Origin of the sequence: Paenibacillus sp. IITD108 (assembly GCF_036541265.1) — a bacterium.
Taxonomy (GTDB): Bacteria; Bacillota; Bacilli; order Paenibacillales; family Paenibacillaceae; genus Pristimantibacillus.
This window is the reverse complement of the sequence record NZ_JAZHCT010000004.1, coordinates 226,740-251,804: the sequence shown is the minus strand read 5'-3', so window position 1 is coordinate 251,804 and position 25,065 is coordinate 226,740. Positions and strand designations below refer to the sequence as shown.

At 44.9% G+C, this 25,065-nt stretch carries 15 protein-coding genes; 9 read left to right on the top strand and 6 right to left on the bottom strand.

The genetic code is table 11. From position 1 onward, the window contains the following. Window positions 1–2: 2 nt before the first annotated feature. From V1L65_RS05390 to V1L65_RS05380, 3 genes are all read right to left on the bottom strand, one after another. Window positions 3–911, bottom strand: a complete 909-nt coding sequence (locus V1L65_RS05390; RefSeq protein ID WP_331698051.1) for a fumarylacetoacetate hydrolase family protein — start codon at window positions 909–911, stop codon at window positions 3–5. Window positions 912–1,174: 263 nt separating this feature from the next. Beyond that, complete coding sequence (locus V1L65_RS05385; protein WP_331698050.1) at window positions 1,175–1,588, bottom strand: hypothetical protein; 414 nt, start codon at window positions 1,586–1,588, stop codon at window positions 1,175–1,177. A 23-nt stretch (window positions 1,589–1,611) separates the two neighbouring features. Further along, window positions 1,612–2,031: a hypothetical protein gene (locus V1L65_RS05380; RefSeq protein ID WP_331698049.1), complete on the bottom strand. Its 420-nt coding sequence runs from the start codon at window positions 2,029–2,031 to the stop codon at window positions 1,612–1,614. A gap of 159 nt (window positions 2,032–2,190) precedes the next feature. Between V1L65_RS05380 and V1L65_RS05375 the strand changes: the two genes are divergently transcribed. Both V1L65_RS05375 and V1L65_RS05370 read left to right on the top strand, forming a co-directional pair. Then, window positions 2,191–3,189 (top strand): MerR family transcriptional regulator, encoded by a 999-nt coding sequence (locus tag V1L65_RS05375; RefSeq protein ID WP_331698048.1) that lies wholly within the window; start codon window positions 2,191–2,193, stop codon window positions 3,187–3,189. Window positions 3,190–3,282: 93 nt separating this feature from the next. Then, window positions 3,283–3,969 (top strand): class I SAM-dependent methyltransferase, encoded by a 687-nt coding sequence (locus tag V1L65_RS05370; protein WP_331698047.1) that lies wholly within the window; start codon window positions 3,283–3,285, stop codon window positions 3,967–3,969. 262 nt (window positions 3,970–4,231) lie between these two features. Here the strand turns inward: V1L65_RS05370 and V1L65_RS05365 are convergent, their stop codons facing one another. Continuing rightward, window positions 4,232–5,710 carry an MFS transporter gene (locus V1L65_RS05365; protein ID WP_331698046.1) on the bottom strand — a complete coding sequence of 493 codons (1,479 nt, stop codon included), beginning with the start codon at window positions 5,708–5,710 and terminating at the stop codon, window positions 4,232–4,234. 139 nt (window positions 5,711–5,849) lie between these two features. Here V1L65_RS05365 and V1L65_RS05360 point away from each other — a divergent pair, with 139 nt between their 5' ends. The 3 genes from V1L65_RS05360 to V1L65_RS05350 all read left to right on the top strand — a co-directional run bounded on the left by V1L65_RS05360 (window position 5,850) and on the right by V1L65_RS05350 (window position 10,614). Continuing rightward, a complete protein-coding gene (locus V1L65_RS05360) occupies window positions 5,850–6,647 on the top strand; it encodes an SDR family NAD(P)-dependent oxidoreductase (protein ID WP_331698045.1) in 798 nt (265 codons plus the stop codon). A 141-nt stretch (window positions 6,648–6,788) separates the two neighbouring features. Further along, window positions 6,789–8,384, top strand: a complete 1,596-nt coding sequence (locus tag V1L65_RS05355; RefSeq protein WP_331698044.1) for an AMP-binding protein — start codon at window positions 6,789–6,791, stop codon at window positions 8,382–8,384. A 13-nt stretch (window positions 8,385–8,397) separates the two neighbouring features. Further along, window positions 8,398–10,614 (top strand): ATP-dependent helicase, encoded by a 2,217-nt coding sequence (locus V1L65_RS05350; protein ID WP_442955672.1) that lies wholly within the window; start codon window positions 8,398–8,400, stop codon window positions 10,612–10,614. Window positions 10,615–10,804: 190 nt separating this feature from the next. On the opposite strand, the gene V1L65_RS05345 is transcribed toward V1L65_RS05350, so the two are convergent. Together V1L65_RS05345 and V1L65_RS05340 are read right to left on the bottom strand one after the other, a co-directional pair. Beyond that, on the bottom strand, window positions 10,805–11,626 hold the full coding sequence (locus V1L65_RS05345; RefSeq protein ID WP_331698042.1) for a Nif3-like dinuclear metal center hexameric protein: 822 nt from the start codon (window positions 11,624–11,626) through the stop codon (window positions 10,805–10,807). A 1,500-nt stretch (window positions 11,627–13,126) separates the two neighbouring features. Further along, window positions 13,127–13,792 carry a GntR family transcriptional regulator gene (locus V1L65_RS05340; protein WP_331698041.1) on the bottom strand — a complete coding sequence of 222 codons (666 nt, stop codon included), beginning with the start codon at window positions 13,790–13,792 and terminating at the stop codon, window positions 13,127–13,129. Window positions 13,793–13,963: 171 nt separating this feature from the next. Here V1L65_RS05340 and ilvD point away from each other — a divergent pair, with 171 nt between their 5' ends. From ilvD to V1L65_RS05320, 4 genes are all read left to right on the top strand, one after another. Next, window positions 13,964–15,721 (top strand): dihydroxy-acid dehydratase, encoded by a 1,758-nt coding sequence (gene ilvD, locus V1L65_RS05335; protein WP_331698040.1) that lies wholly within the window; start codon window positions 13,964–13,966, stop codon window positions 15,719–15,721. A gap of 12 nt (window positions 15,722–15,733) precedes the next feature. After that, window positions 15,734–17,236 (top strand): M81 family metallopeptidase, encoded by a 1,503-nt coding sequence (locus tag V1L65_RS05330; RefSeq protein ID WP_331698039.1) that lies wholly within the window; start codon window positions 15,734–15,736, stop codon window positions 17,234–17,236. Next, complete coding sequence (locus V1L65_RS05325) at window positions 17,215–18,036, top strand: SDR family NAD(P)-dependent oxidoreductase (protein ID WP_331698038.1); 822 nt, start codon at window positions 17,215–17,217, stop codon at window positions 18,034–18,036. The genes V1L65_RS05330 and V1L65_RS05325 overlap by 22 nt, the downstream gene beginning before the upstream one ends. A gap of 359 nt (window positions 18,037–18,395) precedes the next feature. Continuing rightward, window positions 18,396–24,986 carry a SpaA isopeptide-forming pilin-related protein gene (locus tag V1L65_RS05320; protein WP_331698037.1) on the top strand — a complete coding sequence of 2,197 codons (6,591 nt, stop codon included), beginning with the start codon at window positions 18,396–18,398 and terminating at the stop codon, window positions 24,984–24,986. Window positions 24,987–25,065: the final 79 nt, after the last annotated feature.

Here is a 25,065-nt window from a genome sequence, read left to right as displayed (position 1 = left end):
AATTATGAAGGATCGACCATACGATTCGTCAGAGAGCCAAGCTTTTCAATTTCTATCGTAACGATATCTCCGTCCTTGAGCCATACCTGCTTATCTTCTGGATAGCCGAGGACGACGCCTTCCGGTGTTCCAGTCAAAATAATATCACCAGGAGATAGGGTCATATGCTTGGAAATATAGCTGACAATCTCGTCGCAATGGAAAATCATATCGGAAGTATTGGAGTTTTGGCGCACCTCGCCATTAACAGTGCATTTGATTTGCAAATCATTCGGATTGCCAACTTCGTCAGCCGTAACCAAATAAGGCCCAAGCGGGCTGAAGCCGTCGCAGCATTTTCCCAGCAGCCACTGGCTGGTGCGCATTTGCAAATCGCGGGCAGAGAGATCGTTGACGCAGCAATAGCCAAACACATGGTCAAGCGCATTAGCCTTGTCGACATTTTTGGCTGTTTTGCCAATGACGATAACAAGCTCTGCTTCGTAGTCGACTTGAGAAGTGACAGCAGAAGGGAGAGTCACGTCTTTGCCATCGGCAGTCAGAGTATTGGAAAATTTATTAAATAATATAGGGAAGCTTGGAATAGGAGCATTCGTTTCCTCCGCGTGTTTACGGTAGTTCAGTCCGACGCAAATGATTTTACCGGGATTTGTAACACAAGGCTCTAGCTCCAGATCGGATTGCGAGGACAAATACATGCTTGCTTCCGGAGATGCAAGTGTATCAGCCGCAAGCTGCTGCAGCTGTTCGATTGCCGAATTGCCTGCAGAGATTGCATCCATGACTTGAAGCGGAATGGTATGCCCTTGTGGATAAAGCGCTGCTGCTGCCCGGTCGACATGCAGGACGCCTTGCTCTGTAAAGATGCCCAGCCGGTTTTGCTCGTTTTCTGTAAAAGTTAACAGTTTCATCGTATGCCTCCTATGAAATGAGTATTTCGTTTCATTATTTGAAACCATGGTTTCATTTAATATAGCATGTGCTAAATTTGTTGTAAATGCTTCCATGTCATGTTTTTGGAAAAAGCACCTTTCGGAGGAGGGAAATGAACAAAATGAACTAGACATACAACAAAAAACCGCCAGAAGCGCTTGAACCGCCAACAGCTAGATGGTATCTAACTCTTGGGGGGGGGGGGATTTAGCGTCTAACGGTTTTGTTAATTGCGGTGCCATTATGAACCGGCATCTTCAAAGAGAGACTTTATGGCTTCGAGCAGCTCGTTGTTGGAAACGTAATACACGTTACGGATAGAGTTGTTTGTAAATGTAAGCCGCAGTTGTTTATTTTCGAATAAGTAAACCGAAAATAAAGTGCCGACACTGCCTTCTTGATCAGCTTCAGGCGTTATGACGATGTTTGCTATAGAACTCAGCCATTGCTGAATTTGCTCACGGTCAGAATACGTTTTGAGCTCACCGGTGGAGCCGCTGCGAATTTCGATAGAATCTACCTGCTTTAGATCGCCAGGGTACAGCTCTTGCACTTTTTGCGGAGCAAGGTCAGGCGTTGGCGATGATTTACTGCAGCCAGCGGCAACTAGCGCCAGCGCAATAAACAAGGTTAAAGCTAGGCGAGACAGGTTCATATAATCCCCCCGTTCCGGATAAGTTATATACAATGCTCCTCAACCGTTATCTGTTTGTCTGTAATCGTAACCGTTGAATAACCGGAAGCACTTTCGGTGTAAGAGCAAACGGTTTTTTTCGTTGTTTTCCCGTTGGAGTCTGTAAATTCCATATAAATGGAGCCTTCGCCGAAAAACTTCAGCTTCGGAATGATTTTTGCTTTTTTCCCGCTGGCAATCGTTTGTTCAAAGGAATGCTTTGACTCGCCAGGCTGTGCGGGCGTACCGCTTAATAAGCCTGTTTCTACTTTTACAATATCAAGTTTGGATTGGTTTACAATCTCTACCGTAAGGCTTTGAAATTGGCGAAACAAGTTTTCATACGTTTTATATGCGATGAAAATTCCGGCAGCTAATATTGCAGCAGCTACTATTGTTACTATTATTGGTTTGCGCAGCTTCATGGGTTGGATCATTCCTCCTTTTGAAAAGCAGACGATCATGCTGCTGGAAAGGTTGCGGCTGTCCGCAAGAAAGGATTGCTTATAAAGAAATAGAATAAGCCTCTTTACATTTCCGTTACGTTAACGTTTAATGTAGGCAAGTGAATGAGGTGATGCAGCATGCATATTAAAGAAGCGGCAAGACGGCTGAATATATCGGCGCGGGCGATTCGTTTCTATGAAGAGAAGGGATTGATTGATCCTGCCAAGGATAAGCATAATCAGTATCGGATTTTTCAGGAAAAGGATGTCTGGCGTTTGCAGACGATAATTGCTTTGCGTGAATCTGGCATGACGATCGAGGATATTAAACAGGCTTTAGCTAATATAGAAGGCGATGATTACGAGGAGCTGCTGTATTATTTGGAGCTGCAGCGCTCGGTAATGTTTGCGAAATGGCTTGAAATTCGCGGAACGATCGAGATGACGGATCATATGATCCAAGTGGTCCGCACCAAGGCCAGGCTTCCGCTCGAGGATATTTACCAGCTGGCGGAGCGGTCCAAACGGCTTAGAGATCAGCGCAGCAACTGGCAGGACAGATGGAATTTTGATAAACAGGCTGTAGAGCATGATGAGCGTGTCAAGCACGCGGAGGCCAAGTACCGTGATTACGAGGCTGCGCTGGCATTAACCGTGCAATGGGTTGCGCCGCTTGCTGGCGAGCGGGGGCTCGATATTGGCACCGGCACGGGTAATTTGGCCAAGAAACTGATTGAACGCGGGGCGCTAATGGCCGGTGTCGATCAATCGAAGGAAATGCTGAAGCGCTGCCGCGAAAAGCTGCCTGAGATGGAAACGAAGCTGGGCAATTTTTTGGCGCTGCCTTATTTGGGGGAACAATTTGATTTTGCAGTGACAAGCTTTGCCTTTCATCATTTGTCTGAGCAGCAGCAGGTGCTTGCCATCGAGGAAATGCGCAGAGTGCTTAAGCCGCATGGGCGTATTTGTATTGCCGATCTCATGTATAGCGGAGCTTATGAGAAGCTGCCGTGCAGCGGTGAATCCTACATTCATTTGGAAAAGCTTATCGAGGTGCTGGAGCAGCGCAGATATGTGACCAAATGGCAAAGGCTCAATGAGCATTTGCATATTATATATGCTATTCCTATCCGATAATGGTATTGACCTTTCCGTTACGAGAACCCTTATGCTAGGAGCTGAAAACAAAGCTGAACTGCTGGCTGCACGCTGGCATAAGGAGGAAAAAGAATGACTGATCATGCACGTATTTATGTAGAGGAAGCAGAAAAATATCATCTGCTTATTTCCAAGCAGCCGCTGCTTCATGACGTAATCGAGGAAATAAAGCCGCTGAAAGGGCTGTATGTCGTGGATGTTGGTGCAGGTACAGGACGGCTGACTGTTGCGCTTGCTCCATTAGTGAAATCTGTTATTGCGCTGGATGCTTCCGCTGAGATGCTGGCTGTTACAGCAGAGCGATTGAAGCAGAAAGGGTTGAGAAATTGGCAGACGCATATTGCGGACCATCGTTATTTGCCGATCAAGGATAATAGCGCGGATTTGGTAGTTGCAGGCTGGACTGTTGCTTATATTGCCAATGACGAGGTAAAGGATGGAGCGCTTAATTTGCAGGAAACGATTGCGGAAATGAAGCGTATTTTGCGACCTGGCGGCACTATAATTATTTTCGAAACGATGGGTACGGGAGAGACTGCACCGAATCCTCCGGATATGCTGAAAGGATATTACAAACGGCTGCAGGAGGAATATGGCTTCGCTCATCGCTGGATCCGAATGGATTATCAGTTTGAGAGTGTGCAGCAAGCGCTTGAGCTTACGCAATTTTTCTTTGGGGACGAGTGGGCGGAGAAAGTGAAGCAGAGCCAGTCCAGTGTTGTTCCTGAATGTGCGGGGATATGGTGGCTGCATGTGTAAGCTGTATGGGGTGTAAATACAGCTATTAGCGGTTGCACTGCGTCACTTTGTACGAAAAATCATACAAAAGGTCGTGTTTGTGGCGCGCCCTGTGCCACTTTGTGCGAAAAATCGTAAAGCCGTTTCAGACACGCAAATCGGAAAAATAAAACCTGCATCTGCCTAAGCAGCTCAGCTTAGGCGGTGCAGGTTTTTTGTACGGTGAAAAACAATTCTCCGCGAAATGATGTGTCACAAGAACGGTACAATGCGCCTGCCAGATTTAATTTTCCTGCTGGTGTTTGGCAATCGCAACTTTGGAGCGCGATACGATTAACACAAGCGCAGAGTATGAGATGAGAATAACGCCAGTAATAATAAAACCGCCTATTACATCGGTCGGCAGCCAGCCAATTAATGCAGATCCGGCAACTACGCCAAGCGAGAAGAAAGCATAGAAATATCCATAAGCCTTGCCTCGAATATCCTCAGTAGTGGCGTCGATGAGCACAGAGTTAAGAGATGGGAACAGCAGCGCAAAGCCGATGCCGTAGCAGGAAAGAGCTGCATATAGTATCATGCTTGAATGCCCCTGGCTAATGAACAGCTGCCCCGCGCCCATTAGACATATGCCAAGCGATAGAGTATAAATTGGAGATACCTTGTCAAATATGCGATTCGTTGGCAAAATAAAGACAAGCACCGCAACAACACCGAACATGCTCATTAATGTTCCGCTAAGCCTGGAATCAAAGCCAAGCGACTGGACATGCAGCGGTAACAAATAGGCCAGACAGCCTTGCGAGAACATTAGGAAAAAGGCGCCGCTATAGGCCGTCATAATGCCTTTATTCATAAAAAAGGTGCGGAGCGGGATGCGGACAGCGGCCTTCTTCTTGCGTATGACAGGCGCTTTGGATTTCAATGCGATGTAAACGATAATAGTAAGCAAAAAGCCGCTGATCGCGACGACCGCAAACACGGATGGCACACTAGTGCGGCTTGCCATAATGCCGCTGAAGGCCGGACCGACGATCGCTGCAATACCGACGAAGGCTCCAGATATAGCACTGTTTTTGCCGCGCTTTTGTCCTTCTGAGCTATTGGCCAGATACGTGAAGGCTGCAGGAACAATTAAGCCCCCAACAAAGCCGTGGATAAATCGGATAATAAGCAAGGTGGTCGTATCTTGAATGACCCCGTACAGCAGCAGTGCGCCGCTTGTCATGAACAATCCGGTCAGCAATATAATGAAAGGATTGCGGCGATCTGTCAGTACACCTGATAAAATATTGCCGAATGTGTTGGAGAAGGAATACATGCCAACAGCAAGACCAGCGACAAGTGGCGAGGCGCCCAAGGATTCAGCAAATGTACTCATGACAGGCAGCTGTGAAAATAAATCAAAAAATGAGAAAAAGACGACACAGTAAATCAGGTAAATCGTATTAAATGGCTTAACCTCGTAGCTCGCTTGCACTTTTTTTAGCTTAATATCTAAAATAAAGTTGCCAAACGGTATAAATGCGGCCAAAAAGGCGACAAGGGACCAAACAATGCTCCATTGAATCCGGATAGCAGCATAAATAATAGCAGCCGCGTATCCGACGAATATAATACCGTGCAGACTGCCAACGATACGTACCGCAGCATCAATACCGCCCATATATTTTAGCGGCATCGCGATAAGCAGTAATATTAGCAACGATAAACCATCCAGCATGCCTGCGGCTCGCAGTATGCCGATTGGATGACGAAACATAATAAAACCCCCAAGTGATGCGAATGATGTTAATCTTAACCTATTATAACGTACATTATTTTTATATAAACCTTGTTATTTTGACAATGTTGAAAACAGTAAGCATGATTGGATCAAAGGCTGATCGAAAGGAGCGACTATGTCGACCTATACCTGGCTGGAAGCTATATTATTTCCTCAAGTGCGCATAAACGAGCAAAGGCTGCTTCAACACTTATCCGGTAAAACAATTATTATTACAGGCGCCAGCTCGGGTATTGGCGAAGCATTGGCTGTCAGACTGTCCAATATGCCTGTTCATCTTATTTTGATCGCCCGAAGAGAGCAGAAGCTGATTGAGCTTAAAAACAGCATCGCCGCAAAGGGTAAGGCGAAGGTGTCAGTCTACGCTGCAGATCTTCGTCAAGCCGATGAAATGGAAGCCTTGCTGCTGTGGCTTGAGGCTGTGCCTGGCGGCATTGATATTATCGTAAGCAATGCAGGCAAGTCGATCAAGCGCTCAATTTTTGCCAGCCTTGACCGGTATCATGATTTTACACGAACGATGGCCATCAATTATTTGGCACCAGTGCAGCTCATGCTTGCTTTAATTCCTGTGCTGGAAGAAAAAAAAGGGCAGATCATTAATGTTTCAACTATTAATATGCTTCTGCAGCCTTTTCCGCATTGGTCTGCCTATCTAGCCTCCAAATCGGCCTTCGACCAATGGCTGCGTGCTGCTGCGCCCGAGCTTCGCGCCAGAGATGTGAAAGTAACGACTTTTTACCTCCCTTTAGTGCGCACCCCTATGATTGAGCCGACCGCCTCCTACAAGTCGATGCCGGCTATGTCGCCCGAGCATGTGGCGGCGCATATCAGCAAGGCGATGTATACGCACAAACGAGCTTTCAAGCCATGGTGGCTTTGGCCTGCAGAGTGGCTGTCTTTCTTTAAATGATAAGACTTTATAAGTTTTCACTATAAATTTGTTCTTATAATTCGCCGGTAAACGCGCCTGTCCAAAGGACGGCGGAGCTGTTTATCCTTGTGCGCGCGCTTGGGACAGGCTGGCGCCAAGATGGATAAAGGGGGAGCGCTGATGGACTTTTCAAAGCTGCTTCGCGTTATTTATAGACTGAAACTGCACACGCCTGTTGGCTGGATAAGACTGATGAATGCGATGAGACAATATGGGACGAATGTTTTGGCGCTGCTACATTATGCCAGTCGATCGTACGGCTTTCGTTCTGCATTAAGAGATGAAGAGGAAGCTTTCACTTATAATCAATTGTTTGACCAATCCTTATCCCTAGCGTACTGGCTCCGCACCAAATACGGGTTGCAAAAAAAAGACCGTGTGGCCATTTTGTGCAGAAATCATGCCAGCCTTGTTCATTCGATATTTGCGGGCTCCGGGCTAGGCGCAGATTTGTACTTCATAAATATTGAGATGAGCAAGGAACAGTGGCAGCGGCTGGCAGCGCAATACGAGTTCAGCTTTGTCATATATGATGAGGAGTTCACTGAGTTTCTTCATGCATCCTGCTATGCCGGTAGGAAACTGTTAAGCTATCATGATAAAGCTGATTCAGTTTATAAGCTCGCTCGCACAGCTGCACCGGAAAAAATAAAGCTGGCAAGAGTCAGCGCCGGAAAATTAATGCTTTTAACAGGAGGAACGACAGGCCATTTCAAAACGGCTGCTCATAAGCCTTCGATATCGCAATATATAGGTCCTTTTTTATCTATCATGACCAGATTGAAATTAGCTGATTACGAGCGAGCTTATATTGCCACGCCTATTTTTCATGGCTATGGCATTGCGCTCCTGTTCGTTATGACCGCGATGGGCGGGGAGATGGCGATTTGCCGCCGCTTCACCGCTGAGCAGGCTTGCGCGATTGTAGAGCAGCATAAAATTGAAATGATCTCGGTTGTGCCGCTAATGCTTCATCGCATGCTTGCGCATTCCAAGCAAAGCTTGAACTCGCTGCGCTGCATCGCTTCCGGAGGAGCAGAGCTTCAGCCGTCATTTGTTGAGCTCGTATTAAAGCAGCTTGGCCCAATCCTATACAATTTGTACGGCACCTCAGAGGCTGGGCTTAATACAATTGCGTCTCCGAACGATTTAAGCAGCAACTCGGCAACGATTGGCCAAAAAATATTCGGCATTCAAATAGCGGTGATGAATGATAACAATAAGCCTATGCAGGCTGGCGGGATCGGACAGCTATGCGTTTCGCATGAGCTCTTTCGCAAAAGATCAAGGAAGCGCTGGATTCCATCTGGAGATATGGGCTATCAGGACGAACAGGGGCTTTATTACTTAAGCGGCAGAATGGATGACAGAATCGTGTCAGCAGGAGAGAACGTCTATCCGCTTGATGTGGAGCGAGTGCTTTTGCAGCATCCTCTTATTGAATTTGCAGCCGTCGTGGGCGCAGCGGATGAGCTGTACGGCCAGCGATTGCATGCTTGGATCGTACCCGCTTTTGCGGCGGACCTGACAGAGGAGTTGCTGAAAGAATGGCTGCGCAGCAGATTGGCGAGGTATCAAATGCCTGCTCAGTTTACATTTGTGGAGCAGCTGCCTTATACTGCTGTAGGCAAGCTGGATCGGAAGCAGCTGAAAAGCTGGAAAGGTGAGAAGGATGAAACAGGCAATACAAGAACAGAAAAAAATAATGGAGCTTGAGCAAATAGATCGAATGGAGCAAGCACAGTCGTTTTTTGTGCGCAAGCAGAAGGAAACGGGCGTAGAGCTGAATGAGGTTCAGAAGCGGGCCGTCGCGACAACTGACGGGCCGGTGCTTCTGCTCGCTTCTCCCGGATCAGGCAAAACAACGACGATGGTGATGAGAATCGGCTATCTGATTGAAGAGAAGCAGGTTAACCCTGCGCGTATTAAGGCGCTTACCTTTAGCCGAGCTTCGGCGGCGGATATGAAGCAGCGCTTCCAGCGCTTTTTTCCTTATTTGCCGGCCGCCCAGTTCTCTACCATTCATAGCTTTTCCTTCGAAATTATGAAAAGCTACTTGCGCAGCAAGGGGCGGCGCTTTCGCCTTATTGAAGGGCGGGCGCTGGCAGGAGAAGCGCCTTCTGCTGCGTCCTCGTTATTGGAGAACGGGCAGCCGCCGCATAAAAAAATGATTTTGCGCATGCTGTACGAGCGAATAACCAGGCAGATCCTGGCTGAGGATCAGATGGAAGAGCTGCTTCGGTACATCAGCTATGTCAAAAATAAAATGATTCCGCAGCAGCAATGGGCTGATGTGCGTACAAGCCTCGTGAAGGCCGATATTGTATTGCGGGAGTACGAGCAGTTCAAGCTTGATCAGCACGGCGAACAGTGGATCGATTATGACGATATGCTCGTTATAGCCGAGCGGGCCTTGCGCGAGGATCCGGTGCTGCTGGAGAGCTTTGCGCAGCAATTCGATTATGTGATGACGGATGAAAGCCAGGACACCTCGCTTATTCAGCATGCGATTGTAGAGAAGCTGGTAAGCGGGCATGTCAATTTATGCGTCGTTGCTGACGATGACCAATCCATCTATAGCTGGCGTGGTGCAGAGCCTTCCTATTTGCTCGATTTTCAGAAGGTATATAAAAATGCGGAAATATTATTTATGGAACAAAATTATCGTTCAACGCCGCAAATTGTTAACACTGCTAATGAATTCATTAAGCGCAACCGTGACCGTTATCCGAAAAATATGTTTACAACCAAAGAAAAGCAAGCAAATGAGTCGATCCTATTTACACAATTGCCGGCTTATGATCGCCAGGCTGCTTATATTGTAGAGCGAATTCAACAGTATAAGCTGGAAGAGCTATCCGAGGTCGCTATATTATACCGCAATCATGATAGCTCCATTCCACTTATCCATGCTTTCGACCGCGCGGGTATTCCTTTTTATATGAAGGATGCTGACAATCGCTTTTTCTCTCATTGGGTTGTTGAAGATATTTTGAATTTTATGCGCATGACCTTTACTGATCGGCGTGTGGACCTGCTGGAAGCTATATATCGGAAAATGAACGGCTATATAAGCAAAGCGCAAATGGAAGCGCTGAAGCAAATAGATAACAAGCAGTCTGTGTTTGATAACTTAGTACAATATGTTGAATTGCAGGATTATCAGCCGCAGCTGATTACCGAATGCAAGGAAATATTTCAGCAGATGAAAGGGATGCCGCCGCTGCAAGCTATTCAGGTTATAAGAGGGCGGTTAGGCTACGACAAAGCGATTGAGAAGCTGAGCGAGCGTTATGGCTTTCGCAAGGATTATTTGCTGGGCATATTGGATACTTTGGAGAGCATTGCGGATTCGTTAGAGACGATGGAGCAATTCGCTGCTCGCCTAAAGCACTTGGAGGAAAGGCTTAAGCATGCTAAGAAGATAAAAGGGCAGCCTGCTGTAACGTTTTCCACTCTTCACAGCGCCAAAGGGCTGGAGTTCGACCATGTATACATGATTGATATGATGGAAGGGATTATTCCTTCGGCAGATGAAATGAAAAACAGTGAGCAGAGCAAAGCTGCAATGGAGGAAGCGGTACGGTTATTTTATGTCGGCATGACGCGAGCGAGACATAGGCTGGAATGCATGACTTACTCGGAGCGGGGCGGTGTAAAAGGGATGGAGTCGCGTTTTGTCAGCGCCATTAAGGCTAAGGCAGACCCGAAGGAGCCGGGCACAGCCCTTCAGCAGACTGTCCCGGCGCTGCTTCCAATGAATAATCCCAATGCTATAAAAAATAGATCGGAGCTCGTAGTGGGCAGCTCGGTGAAGCATAGCAAATTCGGCATAGGCACAATTGTGCAAGTGGAAGGCGACGGCGTACAAATTCAATTTACTGATCGCGAAGCGCTGCTTTCCATCCAAATATGCCTCGATATGTGTCTGTTGGAGCTGGCTTAGCGACCAGTGGGCAGTTAGGCAGCGGGTGAGTAAGCAGGCTTGGGCGGGATAAAGCAGGCTCGAGCAGGATAATGAGGCTTGCAGGATAATGCAGGCTTGAGCAGTATAATGATGCAGGCTTGAGCAGTATAACAGGCAGAGTATTCATTTACTGCGCTTTGCTTGTTTACCGGATCAGCTAACTTGTTTGTTAAAGTATCGCGTATAACGGCTTGTCTATCAGGGTATGAACAGCTATATGGGGAAATTGCTCGGCAAGCAATTGTGCGATATAGCGCATGCCGGGCGCTTCACTTTCTGCATGTCCAAGCATAATCATGGAATAATCCAACCCTTGCTCACGGGCATCGCGAACATACTCAGGCGCCTCCCATTCCGGGCCCTCCCCTGCGATAACGAGCTGTACTCGCTGCTCACGCAGCAAAGGAAGCACGACATTGCCGCCGCCGCGATAGCCTACAGTAATCGCAACGCGCGAGCATGCCTGAGAGGGGTCTCCTATTAACCGCACATAAGGAATCCTTAATGTATGCTTGATATGCTCCGCAATGTCGGCAGCAGACATAGAAGGCAGAACGGCGATCGAAGCGGCAGGCAGCCGCTGCTCCATATACGGCTCCCACTCCAGCTGGCGAACTAATCCATCTGTAATAAGGTCGATTTGCTCGCGGTGGCAATGGTCATGATAGCGAAATATAGCTATGCCGGATTCCATAATGGATAAATGCTTGTTTTGCGCTACAGCATCCTCTTTCCACTGTTCGTGCTGCATACCGTTATGATTATAGTAAGGATGCTCATGTGAAATAATGAGGTTCGCTCCAAGCTCGGCAGCCTGCTTAATGACAGATTGCGTGGCCAGGAAGGTTACAGCAACACTTGTTATAGTTGTATCTGGTTCACCATACAGAAGCTTGTCTACCGTTGGGGATACTGCGGGTCCGCGGCTGGTCAAGTAGTCAATGAGCTCTCCAATCGTAAGGCTGGTGTTATGCTGAGCAGACAGGTTCATCTCTATTAACTCCTCTGATACTATGATTAGCTTTCATTATAAATGATGGCTAATGATGCGAACAGTGCGAATAGGTGTCTCGGGTCATCTTAGTGTAATTTGTCAGGCTGTTGAAAATAATTCTAACGAAGCTGACAAGTGCTATTTCAACGAAAACAGCTCATTTTTAATTGTAACGAAGACTAGCAGCTCTATGTGTGAACAATCCACGTTTTTAGGCCCTTTTGACCCAAATAAGCCCGTCAAGCTTCGTTAGATTTTTAATGCAAGCTTTTTCGGCATAATAGCGTTTCTGGTCTTCAATAGATGGTCAGTCGTTCCGCTATTGGGCCCAAAACCGCAGTTTTGAGGAGGTAAAGTGACAGACGTTCCGCTATTGGTCAATAAATCGAAGAAAAAGTCCCATCTAGAGACGAATAGCGGAATGTGTGTCCGCGTAATTAAATCAATGGCAGTTTTTAGGTAAATAACGGAACGTGTGACCATGTACATTCATTTTGGGCAACATTTGGTAAGCAAAAGAAAGGTGAACGGAGAGCAAGATTGGGACTGAAGCGATAGCGTCCGCCTTTGTAGGCCAGTTTTAACTATTACAGGTTTTATATGCACCAAAAAATTGGCATATAACAGCGGTCGTAAAGCCCAAACTTGATCGCAGTGCCACCTCTTCAATTGCTTGTTGCATCATTCACAATTGAATGGACACACCTGAGAAGCCTTATTGGTGTAAAAAGGGGGCTCCAAATGGCGGTTTGCTTACACAGAGCGCTTGGCGAATTCGTTACAATTTCAAACACTCCATTGTACACATATAGGCTCCACGCAGCCGTTAGGTCTGAACCCGATGCCGGGCTCAGGCTTTTTTTTGTTAGTAATAGGCAGCTGTATAAAATTTGTTCAATCAGACTTGTGGATAACATGTGTACAAACATCCATTTACATGTTGATAAGGCTGTTGATTTTGTGGATATCTAACTTGAAAACTGTGAGTTTCATGTGTATGAAATGTGGATAAGTGCATAAGTGCGTGAATAACTTGGTGTGCGGCTTGAATGTTGGGGTGAAAATGCAGTGAAGCAGCTTCTCGCGATTATTAACATGTTTATAGTTTGATTTTGTGTATCAGTCATTACCCTAACGGTTGCCAGAGATGCTATTTCGATTATTTTAGCTCATTTGAGCATTTAACGGTTGCCACGAGCGCTATTGTACCATTTCTCGAGCAAAAACAGTGCTTTTTGGGAAATTAAGCGCGATGGCAACCGTTAAAAAATTAAAGCTGTCTTTTTTGCACGAATAGCGTTTGTGGCAACCCTTAGAGGTTCATCATTGCTCGGTATTCTCTGCGACGAAGTAAGTCAACTCGAATGGGAGATCGCATTAAAACAACTTGCCTATGTCACCAGTTACTTCAAGGCTTAACTGCCAAATTTAAACTGCGATTAACTGGTTCTTATTCTTCATCGGTAAACGCGCTTTTCCAAAGAACTGCGAAGCCGTTTATTCTTGTTTGTCCAAAAAGTCCCAGTTCACAATTTGAATATGCTCAGTTAATGCTGCACATATGTCGTTCTCGTTGCCTAGCTTAATCGCTTCTAATAAGGTTTCATGCTCCTGGCATAATTTTATTAGATCGTCATAGGTGCGGGCTTGAGTTATGAAATGAAGGCGAATTCGGTTATAGATAGAGTTCCAGATGCTAATGATGTTGCTCATTCCGGAAAGCTCAACCAAATAAGCGTGAAAGTGCAGGTCGTAATCTGCTATTTGGGCGATATCCTGACGATTTGCTGCCTCTCTCATCTTATCTATGATGCTTTGCAGTTTAGCATAGTGTGAATCATCAAGTAAATCTAATGCTTTTTTAACTGCAAATTGCTCTAAGGTCAGCCTTATTGGAATAAGTACGTGAATAACTTCCTCGCGAGTAATATCAGAAACCATAGTTTCCTTGTAGGGCTGAGAAATAAGCAAGCCTTCCTGTTCAAGCATCCGCATAGCTTCTCGAATAGGTCCCCGGCTGACACCCATTTGCTTTGACATCTCCACCTCACGTAACCGTGTACCTGGCAATAGATGTCCGCTAAAAATCGCTTTGCGTATATCATCAGTAATTTTATGGCGAAGAGAAGTGTTTTTCTGTTCTTCGAAAGTGAAATTTTCCATATGAGCCGTAAACTCCTTTACCAACAATAAATCCTTATTAATCTAGACTATAACTTACAAAAATAAATTTGTAAAACTAAATTGTAATATTGTAGACAATCTTACAACATGAAATTATAATGGGGGTAAGTTGGTTAAATATTCAAGTATGGGAAAAGAGGCTACCTAAAGATGAGCAGAGAACTCGAGACATTAGAAAGTCAGAAAGTGCGCAAAATCAGCTTTGAGGGCGATGCCCTGAGGATGTCGATGGACTGGACAGTTGAGGATCTGAATAAGGTTCAGGTTCTCGTCGAAAGTACCGATGGGGCTAGCCACCCTAGCTCTTATCACTTAAATCAGCTAGTGAGCGAGATCGAAAAGGGCGTATTTCAAATGAATGGTAAGCCCGCCATCTATACGACAACAGACATTTGCGATGGAGTAGCACAAGCGCATCAAGGCATGAAGTATTCTCTTCCATCCCGGGATATGATTGCTTCCATGGTCGAAATTCATGCAATGGCTACCCCATTCGACGCAATGGTGCTTTCTTCTGCTGGAGATAAGGCGGTTCCGGCTCATTTGATGGCGATAGCCAGGTTGGATATACCAGCTATACATGTGCCTGGCGGAGCCATGGGGGCGGGCCCTTGCATGCGTTCCAACGAAGAGCTTTGGCATATGAGCGTAGAGGTGGATAAAGGAAAAATGACCAAGGAAGAGTTCTTGGCGTTTCAACGTGCTTGCTGCCCTACCTGCGGAGCCTGTCAATATATGGGTACGGCAGCTACTATGCAAGTAATGGCAGAAGCTCTAGGATTAGCGCTTCCTTGGTCAGCCTTAATTCCTGCAACGAATGCAGAGATTGGGCGCATGGCACGGGCTGCTGGTCAACAAATTATGCGGCTGGTTCATGAAGGGATATCACCTTCAAAGATATTAACGAAGGAAGCTTTCGAGAACGCCATTATGGTTCACTCTGCGATTGGAGGCTCGTTAAATGCAGTCATGCATTTGATTGCAATTGCCAGGGAAATTGGGATTGAGCTCGATGTACAAGAGTTCGATCGCATTCATCGTCAAATTCCAGTGCTAGTTGATACGAAGACAGCCGGTCATTATCCGACGGAGTTGTTTTGGTACGCTGGGGGCGTGCCGCAGGTTATGCTTGAGTTGGAAGCTTATTTGCATCTTGATGTGATAACTGTAACCGGAAAAACATTGAGAGAAAACTTAAACGAATATCGAAACAACGAAATGCCGCGTTTTGCTGAAATGTTTTTGGCTAATTACAAACTAAATCGTAGAAACGTTATTTATCCAATGTCCAAACCGCTTAAATCTCACGGGTCGCTTGCCGTGCTGAAAGGCAATTTGGCTCCGAAAGAAGCTACCATTAAAATTTCCGCTGTTTCAGCAGACATGCAGGTGCATAAAGGAAAAGCAAAAGTATATGATAGTGAACGGTCTGCCGTTGATGCATTGATCAATAAGGAAATTGTGCCGGGAGATGTTATTATTGTCCGTTATCAAGGTCCTAAGGCTGTCGGCATGCCGGAAATGTTTTTTCTTTCTGAATTAATCGCTTCTGATCCTGTTCTTTCACACACGACATCGCTGGTGACGGATGGAAGATTTTCCGGTGCTACACGCGGGCCTTGCGTAGGATATTTGGGACCTGAAGCGCTCTCGGGAGGACCGATTGCTGTTGTTCAGAATGATGATATTATTTTAATAGATATTCCTAATCGAATCATTGATGTAGTTGGAACTGAAGGCGTAGAACGTACTTCGGCTGAAATCGATCAAATTTACAGCGAGCGTCTGAAAAACTGGACACCTCCGACTATTTACCATAAAGGCGTGCTGGGACAATATACGCGTGGAGCAAGACCAGCTTTAGAAGGCGGCTCGTGCTCGAGCTATCATTCAAATCATTTTGAATAGGGGAGAATGGTTATGGTAAAAAAGCTGAATATCATTGTTGGAGGCATGCTTCAGGAAAGCAATACATTTAGCTCGTACAAAAGCGGCATTGCGGACTTTTACAACTATTATTTTAAAATAGGAGAGCAGCTGCTGGATAATAACGTAGATAATGAACTGAGCGGATTTCTTCGTGCTGCCAAAGAGCGGCAAAATGTCACGATACTTCCAACCTTATTTACACAAGCGTGCTCTTCCGGACCAATCCGTCGGAACGATCTTAATGAGCTGAAGCAATTGCTTGCGGAGCGATTGAATGAATGGCCTGCATGCGATGGTGTCTTGTTTGTTCTGCATGGTTCATGGGTAGCTGAAGACAGCGATGATGTTGATGGAGAAATTGTAACCCTGATTCGTAACAAGGTAGGTGCAGATGTTCCAATTGTAATAACACTTGATTCGCATGCAAACGTTACTCAGACGATCATGAATCAAGTTGATGCGCTTGTTGCATACCGAACATTCCCGCATGTCGATTATGCTGATACTGGCTACAGAGCTGCTAATATATTGTTTTCAATTATTGGCAAGGAGTTTAAGCCGTTTATGTATCATGTGAAGCTTCCTTTAATATTGCCAGCAGAGGCGCATACAACAAGTGTCGAGCCCATGAAGGAGCTGTGGCTGGAGGCAGATGCAGGGCAGCAAAGCGGAGCTTCATTAGCTACTTCGCTTTTGATTGTTCAGCCATGGCTAGACGTAGCTGAGCTCGGCTGTACCGTTGTCGTAGTAGGCAAGGATGCAGTAGAAGCTGAGACGGAAGCGAAGCGGCTCGCATCATTACTATGGAGCAGACGTCAACAATTTCAAGTCGATTTATGGAATGTGGAGCAAATTATAGAGCTTATGCGAAAGCAAAAGCCCGCAGGGCCTGTTATTGTTTCAGATTCAGCCGATAGCCCTGGTGCCGGGTCACCTGGAGACAGCAATGCTGTTTTGCGGCAGCTCCTGCAATTTGGCAATGAATTGAAATTTACTTGTCTGTTAAGTATGGTTGATGGCGATGCTGCCAAGCTAGCTGCAGACAAAGGCGTAGGTCAAAGTGTTAGATTAACCGTCGGTCACTCTATGAGTGTTGAATATGGACAGCCTATCGAAATTCAAGGGATAGTGGAGTATGTCAATCGAGAGGGTTCATTCACTTTTGGGGGTGGGACGGTCCCAAATATGAAGGCGATTATGGGCTGCTGTGCAGTTATTCGAATCGATAGCATTTATTTATTGCTTATGGAGCATCCGACCTTTACCGGTGATCCGGCTATGTATAGAAGTGTTGGATTGGAACCGCTTGAAGCTGACCTTGTCCTGGTGAAATCTGCTTCGCAATTCCGTGCGGAATATGAACGCATCGCTCATGGCGGCATTTACATAATCGATACGCCTGGAGCAAGCACGGCCAATTTTTCTAAGCTGTCTTTTAAAAAGGTGCCGAGACCTTTGTATCCTTTAGATGAATGCCTGGATTACATCATATAGCTGCTTGGCAGCAAGAGGAAGGGAAGGAGTCACTTATGCGTTTATATAATAAGGTCGCTTTGGTTACCGGCGGCGCTACTGGAATTGGCCGAGAAGTATGTTTAGCCTTTGGCCGTGAGGGGGCCAAGGTAGTTGTCAATTACATAGGTGATCCGAAAAGCGCTGAAAAAGTCGTGTCTGAGATAGAAGCGGCCGGCGGAACGGCGATCGCTATTTGTGCGGATGTCAGCAGTGAAGAGCAGGTCGAAGATATGTTTCGAGAAATCGAAACAAAGTGGGATGGCGTGGATATTCTCGTGAATAACGCAGGGATTTATCCCCGCAAAGCCTGGCATGAGATTACCGGAGATGAATGGGACAAGGTGCAGGCTGTCAATGCCAAATCCTGTTTCCTGACGAGTAAAGCCGCGTATCCTTATATGCGCAGCAAAGGGTATGGCAAAATCATAAACGTAACCTCTGTAACTTTTTTTCGAGGTCAAAAGAATTTTGTCCATTATGTTGCTTCCAAAGGAGCAGTCATCGGATTCACTCGCGCATTGAGCCGTGAATTAGGAGCAGAAGGAATTACCGTTAATGCGATATCTCCTGGAGCCGTTATGACCGAACAGGAATTGTTGGATTTTCCGGATAGTTCTGTACAAGAAGAGACGAGACTCTATTTGGAGCAAGAGCAAGCGATTCCTAGACGACAGCTGCCGCATGATATGGTAGGCAGCTTTATCTTTCTTGCTTCGTCAGACAGTGATTTTATGACGGGCCAAACATTAAATGTAGACGGTGGCTGGGTGATGCACTAAGGTGCCAACCTGTTGCCACGGGGATATAGACAAGGAAAAGACCTTATCCGACATCCGGGTTAAGGTCTTTTTGCATTATAAATTACGATATTCCTAGGGGGTCATTTTTATTTTTATCGCATTTATGTGAATTTAGAGATATTGGTTTTTTATTTAGGATTATATTTTTTAGTTTTTTTTCAGAATGTTTGTAATAAGATAGGTTGGATAGTGTCTTGGATGGAAAATAGGCATATATAATTAAAATGCAACAAACCCCGAAGTATACTTTAACGACAAATGGAGTGATATAGGCAGATTAAATAGATAGTTAGCGATAATGTTGCTATTAAAATTATGTGTAGGAAGAAGAGGACATCATGCGAAAATATGCAAAAATATTTTGGATTTGTTTATTAGCCGTTGCTTTGCAGCTCGGTTCTATTTCTGCTGTACTCGTTTCATATGCGGCAGGCAATGATGTGACGGGTCAAGTATTAACTGACTTTATTACAGAAGTAGACTTAAAGGAAAAGACCGGCGTTCCAGGCAATCCACTGGGAAACACTCTTTTTGGTCAAACAGAAATTGATAAAAATATTGAATTTTGGCTTTATTATGAGTTTCATTTGCCTAATGATCATACCATTGAAGCAGATGACTACATCATTTTTGACGTACCTGCAGCAATATCATTGCCGCCTAGTACAGGCACTCCTTTTGAATACTTAAGAACAGAAGATGGCGATGTAATTGCTAATGCTTATATCGAGCCAGGCAATAAAATTAAAGTTGTATTTACCGCGGGTGTGACGGAAGAATCCAACGTAGGCGGAGCATTTTTCCTTGCTGGCGGATTCAATCAAAGCGAGATTAATACAAACGGAGATTCGACAGATATCCAATTTACAGATCCAAGCAAAACGATTACATTAACATTTGAAAAAGATTTTGTTCCGCCACCGCCTCCTGTATCGGTTCAAAAGAGTGGTGCGCTCGTTAACGGTACGGACATTAAGTGGACAATTGTTGTTAATAGTGAAAATGTAGCGGTGGAGAATGCAACGCTAATAGATGCAATTCCAGCCAGTCAAGTACTTGATCAGTCTACTATTACACTTAATAATGTTGCTCTTGCAAGCGGCGATTTCACGGTTAGCGGTAATACATTGAGTATCCCTCTAGGCGATATCGATTCTCAGCAAACGATTAGCTTTGTTACAAATCTGGATCCGGCTGCTCTTGCAGCTGCGCTGGAAGAGGGAAAAACCTCCATTAACGTAACAAATAATGCACATCTAACACATGACGGAGATAAAACTACGAATGCGGATAACCCGGCAACCGTTCCAATCCCAATCAATATATTAAGCAAGTCGGGTTCGAAATTATCTCCAACTACAGCAAACAACACGAAAAATATTAAATGGACGATTGTCGTCAATGAGGACGGCTTGCAGTTCAACGATGCTGTAATTAAGGACAAGCTGCCAGCGGGACTAACTTTTGTTGCGGGCTCTGCAATAGTAACTGGTGCTTCCACTGTAGCACCTGTAATATCTGGATCAAATATTACGTTTAATCTTGGCAATATTACGGATAAGGTTACGATCACATATGAGACCGAAATTGCTCCAGACTTCTTCCAGAAAAATGGATACTACGACTTCAAGAACGAAGCTGAGCTTTCATGGGCTGGCCTAGCTGCGGGTGCTGGTGTTGTCAACAAAGGGTCTGTCGGAGTAGGAAGCAACCTGTTTACAAAAAGCGGCGCAGGCTATAACCGCGCAAACGGCGTTATATCATGGTCCATTTCAATTAATAATGAAAATATTAAATTGGCTGCCCCAACCATTTCCGACGTGATTCCTTCAAGTCAGCAATATATTGCAGGATCAGCAAAAATTGTCGACGCAAATGGAAATGCTTATTCGGGCGGTACTTTCGGCTACAATAGCACCAACAAAACACTAACTTATACGTTTGGCGCAGATATTAACTCAAAATATACGATTACCTTTGATACTAAGCCGGAAAATAATAATGTAATAACAGCTAACAGTAGCGGCAGCTTTGGGAACACGGCTAACTTTACGAGCGGTTCCATAAGTTTTAACTCTACGGGCACGCAAACCTTTGCAAGCAATGTATTCAAAAAACAAAATGCCGGCTATAACGCTGGAGATCGTTATATTAAATGGAAGCTAGTTGTTAATGAGAATGGGTCATTCGCTACACCAGTTAATCCGGGAGCATTAGATCCATTGCTGTATAGTCCTATTAAATTAAATAATGTAAAAATTGTGGATGAAATTCCTGCAGGCTTGAACTTCGTACCTAGTCAGGTTGTCGTAAAAGATAAGAATGGCAATACTGTCAATGGCCTTGTAACGGCAACTGAAACTACAGATGCTAACGGGAAAAAAGTAACATTTGAATTCAATCAAGGCATAACTGAGATGTACACGATTGAGTTTGTAACTGAAGTTGTGGATTTGTCCAAATTTACGAAACAAAATGGCGACTTCAATAATGGCAGCTTTAACATTACGAATAAAGCTACATTAACGCATGACGAAACAAATATAGAAAATGTCGAAACAGCGACTGAGACGATCAAAAACCATATCGTAAGCAAAAAAGGCGTTGTTCCTATTAAATCAACGGACAGCCGTTATATCGATTGGATCGTTTATATTAACTCCAATGCTGTTGACTTGAATCAGCTGTTGGGCGTCAAGGAGTTTTGGCTGATTGATATTCTGAAGCCGGGATTGGAGCTGGATACATCAAGTGTTACGTTGACGAAATACGCTGGTCCTATTCAAGTTCCAAATTCGATTCCAGCAGATTTGAATGATGGTTTGGGCGCGGGCACGAATGTTCCTCTTGATGGCTCGAATATCAAGTACGATTCTACAACGAATGAGTTTAGATTTGATTTCCCTTACAATGCGGCAGATGACCAGGATTCCATTAAACATGCTTATAAGCTTTCCTTCCGTACGTACACAACCGAAAATGTGGCTAATGGAACTTCATTCACTAACAGCATTAACTTATTCGGAACCAATGCGTCAGGAGAAAAAGTAGAAATTAGCGATGCTTATAAATCCAATGATTCGAAAACCGTTTCCTTCATTGAATCAGGAAGTATTGCTTATGGCAATCTAGGTACTATAACTGTAAACAAAGTAGATCTGGATACACCGAGCAAGGCGTTGTCCGGTGCGAAGTTTGCTTTATATGACCGTTATGGCAATAAAGTTCAAGAAACCACTACCGTAGACGGTAAGATTGAATTCAAGCGGATTAAGCTGGACTTGCCTTATTACGTTAAAGAAGAGGAAGCTCCGGTAGGCTACCTGATAAGCGGCGATGTGTCTATTGACGATACTCCTGTGATATTAACAACGGCTGCAGACGTAGCGGCGAACACCGCTGCAGTAGCAGGTGCCGCTAAAGTAGAGCTGAAAAGCGCGCAAAACCAGAAGTCATTGGATATAACATTTAAAAACCAAGTGATTAATGCAGATATCCGTTTTGAGAAGAAAAATGAAAACAATGGTCCGCTTCAAGGCGCGGTGTTCGGTTTATTTGCTCGCGGCGCAGCTGCTGACTCTGCACCAATAACGACAGCAACAAGCTCTGCAACAGGTGAGGTATTGTTCGCAGATGTGCCGTACGGGCAGTACGATATTCGTGAAGTGACGGCACCATCAGGTTATCGCACACTTACAGGCGTTGTTCATGCTGTAGAGGTTACTGCTGCCGATCACGAAACTACGCTCCAGCTTTCTGCAGTGACTAATGCATTGATTAAAGCAAATATGAAATTTGTTAAGAAGGACAATACGGGCAATGAACTGGAAGGTGTAGAATTTACACTGTTTAACAGCAGCAATCAATCTGTAGCCGTATCGGAATCTGACGAAGATGGAATCGTGGAATTCCAAAATATTTTGGCTGGCACTTATACGATTCGTGAAACGAATACGCCATTCGGCTATGTGCCGCTTACCGGCAATGTTCATACAGTAACAGTCGCTGAAGCGCAGCATGGAACTACCATTCCACTTGCCGATGTCACGAACACACGGATTCAATCGAGCATTGAATTCATTAAAAACAATGAGAATGGCGCTCCATTAGCCGGTGCAACATTCGGACTGTATGATGGTCAAGATGCTCTTGTTCAATCGAAAACAAGTCTATCTGACGGTAAAGTAACCTTTACGAACATTGGTGAAGGCAGCTACACGATAAAAGAAATTTCACCGCCTACGGGCTATGTTCCTATTACAGGTGTTGTTCACAGCGTGACGGTTACAGCAGGTGATCACAACGATACGATTACGCTTGGCTCTGTTGCCAATACACTTATTGAAGCTGACATTAAGTTTGTGAAGCAAAATGAAAACAATGGTCCGCTTCAAGGCGCGGTATTCGGGTTGTTTGAACGAGGTGCAGCTGCAGGCTCTACTCCAGTAACTACAGCAACAAGTTCTGCAACGGGAGAGGTATTGTTCGAAGATGTGCCATATGGGCAGTACGATATTCGTGAAATAACGGCTCCATTCGGCTATCGCACACTTTCAGGCGTTGTTCATGCTGTAGAGGTTACTGCCGCTAAACATGCGACAACAATAGAGCCAGGTAACGTTTCTAACGAACTAATCAAAGCAAATATTAAATTCGTTAAGCTGGACAATTCAGGCAATGAATTGAAAGGTGCAGAGTTTACACTGTTTAACGGCAGTGATCAAGCTGTAGCCGTTTCAGAATCTGACGAAGATGGAATCGTGGAATTCATTGATGTTTTGGCTGGTACTTATACGATTCGTGAAACAAAAACTCCATTCGGATATTTGCCGCTTACTGGAGATATTGGAACGGTAACCGTTGAGGAAGCGCAGCATGGAACTACGATTTCGCTTGCCGACGTCACGAACACACTGATTCAATCGAGCATTGAATTCATTAAAAACAACGAGAATAGCGCTCCATTAGCTGGCGCAACATTCGGACTGTACGATGGTCAAGATGCTCTTGTTCAATCGAAAACAAGTCTATCTGACGGTAAAGTAACCTTTACGAACATTGGAGAAGGCAGCTACACGATAAAAGAAATTTCACCGCCTTATGGCTATGTTCCTATTACTGGTGTCGTTCATAGCGTGACGGTTAAAGCTGGTGATCACAACAATACAATTACGCTTGGTACTGTTGCTAACACACTTATTGAAGCTAACATTGAGTTCGTGAAAATAGGTAATAAAGGGCAAGGACTAGCGGGTGCAGAGTTTGTGTTGTTGGATGAAAACGAGGATGTTGTACAAACGGTAACAAGCGGCACCGATGGCAAAGTTACATTTACTGATGTACGCGAAGGTGAATATGTTATTCGTGAGAAAACACCTCCAACCGGCTATAATCCTTTAACAACTGACGTTGCGACGGTAGATATTAATGCACTAGTTCATAATACTACTGTAACTCTGCCAAATGTAACGAACCAGATCATTAAAGGAGATGTCGAGTTCGTCAAGGTCGCTAAACATTCAGGCAATCCGTTGAAGAACGCGCGTTTCGCATTATATGCGGCAGACGACACAACATTGGATTATGAAATTGCAACAGCAACTTCTGATAAAGATGGTATTGTTCGTTTTGAAGATGTAGAGTATGGAGATTATACGATTATTGAAGTAGCACCTCCTAGCGGCTACTATCTGTCAAAAGACAAGCTATCTGTTTCTGTGACAGAAGAAGGAAAAACTTATCAGCTTGGAAACTTCGAGAACCAATACATTCCGGTTATGCTTATCGAGGGAGCGATCGAAGTTAAGAAGGTCAACATACTAGACAAGCCGCTTGCGGGTGCGAAATTTGCGCTTTATGACGCATTTGGCAAACTCGTTGCGGAAGCAGTGAGCAACAGCTCCGGTATTGCCCGTTTCGCTCCAGTGATCCAAGGCGTTTACACAGTTGAAGAGGTTGAAGCTCCTAAAAACTATGTGAAATCTGATCAAGTGGAGAAAGTAACAATTGCAGCTAATCAAAACGACATAAAGCTGACGTTTGTCAATGAACGCAGCAGTGACGCTCCTTGGCCGAGCGTAACTGTTCAAAAGGTTGATGATGCAGGCGCAGCAATTGCTGGTGTTGAATTTGCATTGTACAAAGCGGCAGATACTGCATTTGCAGCACCGATTGCAAATAGCATAACGGATGCTAAAGGTGTTGCAGCATTTACCAATGTTGTTCCTGGCAGCTATGTTGTCAAAGAATTGAAAGCACTTGAAGGCTACATTCTATCGCATGTTACTCTGCCTATAACAGTAACTGAGGATTCGCAGACGTTTAATGCGGGGACTGTAGAAAATCGTGTTATTCGCGGCGACATTGTTGTTACAAAAGTTAATGAGCTCAATCAACCGCTGGAAGGCGCGGAGTTTGGTTTATATGACAAAAACAATAAATTAGTTACAGTCGCAGTAAGCGACAGCAAAGGTATCGCAAGCTTCGAAAATATTCCATACGGTTCTTACCAATTGAAAGAGCTGTCGGCACCTGTGTCTTATAAGAAATCGGACGAAGTCATTGCTATTAATATTACAGTTGATGGTGAAGTTAAAGCCTACACGATTGTAAATAAAAAAGCTGATGATGAAGATACAGAAGGTGAAAATGGCGGAAAACCAGGAAAACCTACGGATCCATCAGAAAATACTGATCCGAATTCAGGAACAGGCACCCCTGGAACTGGTTCAACAGACAACGGCACTAATAATGGTTCAGGCAACGGGGCCCAAGAGGAAACGGGCAGCGTTAACAGCGGACCAAATCAAAGCAATAAGCTGCCAAAGACAGGAGATTCGATCTCTACAATGGTTTGGCTGTTTATTGGCAGCGGACTGCTTCTTCTTACTATAACGCTAGTTGGAAGAAGAAGAGCTCATAAACAATAAGGTTCTTTCTGATCGAATGCGTATATTCCTCAAGGAATGTACGCATTCTTTTTTGAAAACATAAGAAAGTATAAGGTTT